The following is a 3,477-nucleotide window of genomic DNA, read 5'->3' as shown; positions in this document are numbered from 1 at the left end:
ACCCGCCCCCCTTCCGATCTGTCGCGGGCCCGGTCGGCCTGCTCGCGCGCCCGGGCGGCGTCAGCGGCCTCGGCGCGGGTCCGCGCCGCGTCGGCGCGGGACTGCTCGATCTGACGCCGGACGTCCTGCACCTCGGCCTGCCACCGCCCGGCCCGCTCGGTCGCCTCGGCGGCGGCCCGGCTGGCCCGTTCGGACTCGGCGCGCAGCGCGTCACGTTCCACGCACAGGTCGGCCACCCGCTGCCGTTCGGCGTCGCGCTCCGTGCGCAGGTCCCGCGCCTCGGTGCGGGCCTGGTCGCGGTCGCGCTCGGCCTGGGCGCGCAACGCCTCGGCGGCGCTGGCATCGTGACGCGCCTTGTCGCGGGCGGCCTCGGCGTGCTGCGCCCGCTCGTCGGCGGCGGTGGCCTGCCGCTGCGCCAGCTCGGCGCGCTGGCGGGCGTCGTCGGCCTCGGCCCGGGCGTCGCGGGCCTGCTCGCGGGCGCGCGCCGTGTCGGCCGCCGCGGTCTCGGCGTCGTCGCGGGCCTCGTCGCGTTCGGTCTGCGCCGCCGCGATCTCGGTGGCGGCCTCCGCGCGGACCTGCGCGAGCTGGCGCTGCACACCCACCGGGGACAACTCGGCGTGCAGCGACTCGGTCAACGTCTCGACGATCTGGTCGAGGCGGTCCACCGCCTCCCAGGTGCGGGCCACCTGCCCGGGCAGACCGGGGGCGTTGCGGTGCCGCATACGGCTGTTGCGGGAGGCGCGCTGGCAGGCGCCGTCGTTGTCGCGGCAGTAGCGAAACGGTCGGCCCGCGCCGACCCGTTGCGCCACCGGCGCTCCACAGTGGGCGCAGGGGCGGGTCTCGGTGGTGTCGGGCTGGGCGTCCATCGAGGGCGAAGTCTAGTGCCGGCCGGTCAGCTCGTCGCCCGGGCCGCCGCGTCCAGGGTGTAGCGGCGTTGCAGCAGCAGCGCCGCGAGCATCGCCACCGCCGGCAGCAACCCGAAGCCGTAGCGGACCGCCGCGAGCGCGGCGTCCGGCTGCACCGGCGACTCACCGGCCGTCGAGGCCACGAAACCACCCACTGTCAGACACAGCGCGTACGCGTACGGGCCCAGGGCCGCGCCGGTGGCCTCGGTGGCGGTCCACACCCCGGTGTAGGTGCCGGCCCCGGTGGCGTCGGCGTTGCTGGCGGCGCGGATCACGTCGGGCAGCATCGAGAACGGCAGCAGTTGCATGCCGGCGAACGCCACCCCGAGCACCGCCACCGCGGCGACCAGCACCGGCAGGCCGGCCGGTCGGCCCACCGCCAGCACCAGGGAGCCGATCGCGAACGCGCCCTGCGCGCCGAGCAGCGCCCGTTGCTTGCCGACGCGTCGGGCCACCACCAGCCAGGCCGGGGTGACCAGCAGCGCCGGCGCCACGAACGCGGCCACCAGCACGGTGGTCAGGCCGGGGGCGCGCAGCTCGTACTCGGCGTAGTAGGGCACCCCGGCGAGCACCAGGTGCGTGGTGGTGGACATCGCCAGGTACGCGGCGACCAGCCACCGGAACTGCCTGTCGCGCAGCGCCGTGCGCAACGCGCGCCACCCGCCGTGACCGGCCGTGGTGCTGGCCGGTGCGGACCCGCGCAGCCGGGCGATGCCGGCGACACCGACCAGCATGGCCACCAGCATGCCCACGGCCAGGACCACGCCCATCCGCTGGTAGCCGCCCCGCGTCGCGGCGTCGCCGCCGGTGAGCAGTGGGGCCAGCAGCCCGGAGACCAGGATGCCCAGGGTCAGCACCACCATCCGGAACGCCATCAGCCGGGTGCGTTCGTGGTAGCCGATGCGCAGGTCGGCCGGGGTGGACAGGTAGGGGACCTGATAGGCGGCGAAGAGCAGGTTGCCGGCGATGAAGAACACCGCCACCCACGCCGCGGCCGGCGCGCCGGTCAGGCCGCCGGGCACCGCGAAGATCGCGGCGAACGCGACAGGCAGGGCGCAGCCGAGCAGCAGCAGGCGACGCCGGTCGCCGCGTCGGGTCTGCTCGACGTCGGCGCGGTGCCCCACCCAGGGGTGCAGCAGCACGTCGGCGACCTTCGGCAGCAGCAGCGCCAGGCCGGCCAGCCACGGCCCCACGGCCAGCACGTCGGTGAGGAAGTAGAGCAGCAGCAGGCCGGGCACTGTCACCCAGACACCCATGCCGAGCGAGCCGGCCGCGAAGCCCGCCAGGGGGCCGCGCGGCAGCGTCGCGTCGGTGGCGGCCGCGGGCCGCCGGTCCAGCCCGGTCATCGCCGCATCCTCTCCGCAATCCAACGGTTGCTGGATTCTAGGGGCAGAATGGCGGCCATGACCATGCCCCGCCGCCGCCCGGGTCGGCCCCGCCGCGACGAGAGCCGGCCGACCCGTGAGGTGGTGCTCACCGCGGCGACCGCCCTCTTCGCCGAGCGGGGCTTCGACGCCGTCGGGCTGCGGGAGGTCGCCGCCGCCGCCGGGGTCGACGTCGCCACTGTCGCGCACCACACGGGTACGAAGGCAGCGCTCTACGACGCGTGCTTCGCCCGGGTGTTCGCCGCCGAGCGGGACGTGCTGACCGAGGCCGCCGAGCAGGCCCGCGCCGCTCTCGACGCGGGCCCGGACGCGGCGCGACGGGCCCTGCACGAACTGGTCGACGTCTTCGTCGACTTCCTGGAGGACCGCCCCGAGACCACAGCGCTGTGGCTGCGCCGCTGGCTGGAGCCACAGCGGCACGCCGAGCTGGACCAGCGCTACGCCGACCCGTTGTACCGGCTGGTCGCGGAGCTGCTCACCGCCGCCGCGGCGACCGGGGCCCTCGCCGAGCCGACCCCGCACATCACAGTGCGGAGTCTGGTGTGGGCGACACACGGGCACGTGGTGGCGCTGGCCGCGGGCGCGCCCGGCGCTCGGGAGCGGCGCGAGTTCCGGGCGTTCGTGCATCGGCTGCTCGACGGGCTGTACGGATCAGCGACCCCTTGACGAGCCGCCGCCGCGCGACGATTATCCATCGGACGTTGGATTAATGGGGGCGGCAATGGGCGTACCACAGCGGGTGGCGGTGATCGGGGCCGGCGCCGCCGGGCTCGCCGCGGTCAAGGCACTGCGCGACGCCGACGTGCCAACCGTGGGCTTCGAAGCCGCCGAGCGGGTCGGCGGCCTCTGGGTGTACGGGGCACCCGACTCGCCCGCGTACCGCACGCTGCACCTCAACACCAGCCGTGGTCGCACCCAGTTCGCCGACCACCCGATGCCGAGCGACTGGCCCGACTACCCCGACCACCGTCGCGTCGCCGGTTACCTCGCCGACTTCGCCGAGCGTTTCGGGCTGGCCGACACCATCCGGCTGCGCCACACCGTCGAGCGGGTCACCCAGCATCCGGGCGGCACCTGGACGGTGGCCGCCAGCGGCCCGAGCGGCCCGGTCGAGGTCACCGTCGACGCCGTTGTCGTCGCCAACGGGCACAACCGGGTGCCCCGGCTGCCCGACCCCGGCTACCCCG

The 3,477-nt window shown here is 75.9% G+C and carries 4 protein-coding genes; 2 read left to right on the top strand and 2 right to left on the bottom strand.

Features of this window, described 5'->3' with window-relative positions; translation table 11 throughout:
• Positions 1 to 866 (bottom strand): hypothetical protein (locus NIE79_RS32985; protein WP_238682287.1); only part of this gene is annotated, 866 nt, incomplete at its 3' end.
• A 26-nt stretch (positions 867 to 892) separates the two neighbouring features.
• The gene (locus tag NIE79_RS32980; protein ID WP_238682286.1) at positions 893 to 2,251 is read right to left on the bottom strand and encodes an MFS transporter; all 1,359 of its coding nucleotides are present in this window, start codon (positions 2,249 to 2,251) and stop codon (positions 893 to 895) included.
• A gap of 57 nt (positions 2,252 to 2,308) precedes the next feature.
• Here NIE79_RS32980 and NIE79_RS32975 point away from each other — a divergent pair, with 57 nt between their 5' ends.
• Positions 2,309 to 2,956 carry a TetR/AcrR family transcriptional regulator gene (locus NIE79_RS32975; protein WP_238682285.1) on the top strand — a complete coding sequence of 216 codons (648 nt, stop codon included), beginning with the start codon at positions 2,309 to 2,311 and terminating at the stop codon, positions 2,954 to 2,956.
• A 55-nt stretch (positions 2,957 to 3,011) separates the two neighbouring features.
• Positions 3,012 to 3,477 (top strand): FAD/NAD(P)-binding protein (locus tag NIE79_RS32970; RefSeq protein WP_238682284.1); only part of this gene is annotated, 466 nt, incomplete at its 3' end.

The organism is Micromonospora trifolii (assembly GCF_022229005.1).
GTDB classification, from domain to species: Bacteria; Actinomycetota; Actinomycetes; order Mycobacteriales; family Micromonosporaceae; genus Micromonospora; species Micromonospora trifolii.
The sequence above is the reverse complement of the archived record's forward strand: the minus strand, read 5'-3'. Positions and strand labels throughout refer to the sequence as shown.